At 76.1% G+C, this 1,068-nt stretch carries 1 protein-coding gene; it reads left to right on the plus strand.

All coding sequences use genetic code 11. The annotated features are described in order from the left end of the window. A partial coding sequence (locus G3573_RS21595; RefSeq protein WP_163263677.1) for a DUF4173 domain-containing protein occupies nucleotides 1-1,068 on the plus strand: 1,068 nt, incomplete at both ends.

Genomic DNA, 1,068 nt, shown 5'->3' on the forward strand with positions numbered 1-1,068 from the left:
CCGTTGGGCGACCTCGGCCGCCTGCGGCGGATCGAGCGGGTGAGCGGCCGGCGCGGGCCGCGGCCTGGGGCGCTGCTGGGCGTGCTGGCCCTGCCGCTGATCGGCGGCGCGGTGTTCCTGGCCCTGTTCGCCGCCGCCAACCCGATCATCGCCGAAGTGCTGGGCCGCGTGCGCCTGCCCTCGCCGGACCTGCTGCGCTGGACCTTCTGGGCGGCGGCGGCCGTCGCGGTCTGGGCGACGCTGCGGCCCCGCTCCAAGCGCACCCTGCTGCCCCTGCCGGGCGGCGGCGCGCCGGGGCCGCTGCCCGGCGTGACGGTCGCCTCGGTCGCCCTGTCGCTGGCCCTCTTCAACGCCCTGTTCGCCGTGCAGAACGGCCTGGACCTGGCCTTCCTGTGGAGCGGCGCGGGCCTGCCGCAGGGCGTGACCCTCGCCGAATACGCCCACCGCGGCGCCTACCCGCTGATCGCCACCGCGCTCCTGGCCGGTCTGTTCGTGCTGGTCGCGCTGCGCCCGGGCTCGGACACCGCGGCGAACCCGCTGTGCCGCCGGCTGGTGGTGCTGTGGGTCGTGCAGAACATGTTCCTGGTCGCCTCCAGCATCCTGCGCACCCTGGACTATGTGGAGGCCTATTCCCTGACCCGCCTGCGCCTGGCCGCCCTGGTCTGGATGGTGCTGGTGGCCGTGGGCCTGGGGCTGATCTGCTGGCGGCTGCTGCGCGGCAAGAGCGGGGCCTGGCTGATCAACGCCAACGCGCTGACCGCCGCCCTGGCGCTGGCGAGCGTGACCGTGGTCGATCTCGGCGCCGTGGCCGCGCAATGGAACGTCCGCAACGCCCGGGAAGCGGGCGGGCGGGGGACCCAGCTCGACCTCTGCTACCTGAACCAACTGGACGGCGCGGCCCTGACCGCCCTGGCCCAGCTGGAGGCCCGCTCCGGCGAGCCCGGCTTCAAGGCCCGGGTGACGGCGGTGCGCGGCGCCGTGCAGCGCCGGGTCGAAGCCCGGCAGGCGGACTGGCGCGAGTGGACCTGGCGCGACGCCCGCCGGCTGGCGGCCGCCCGCGCCCTGGTC

The sequence above is a fragment of the Caulobacter sp. 17J65-9 genome (assembly GCF_010975005.1).
Classification (GTDB): domain Bacteria; phylum Pseudomonadota; class Alphaproteobacteria; order Caulobacterales; family Caulobacteraceae; genus 17J80-11.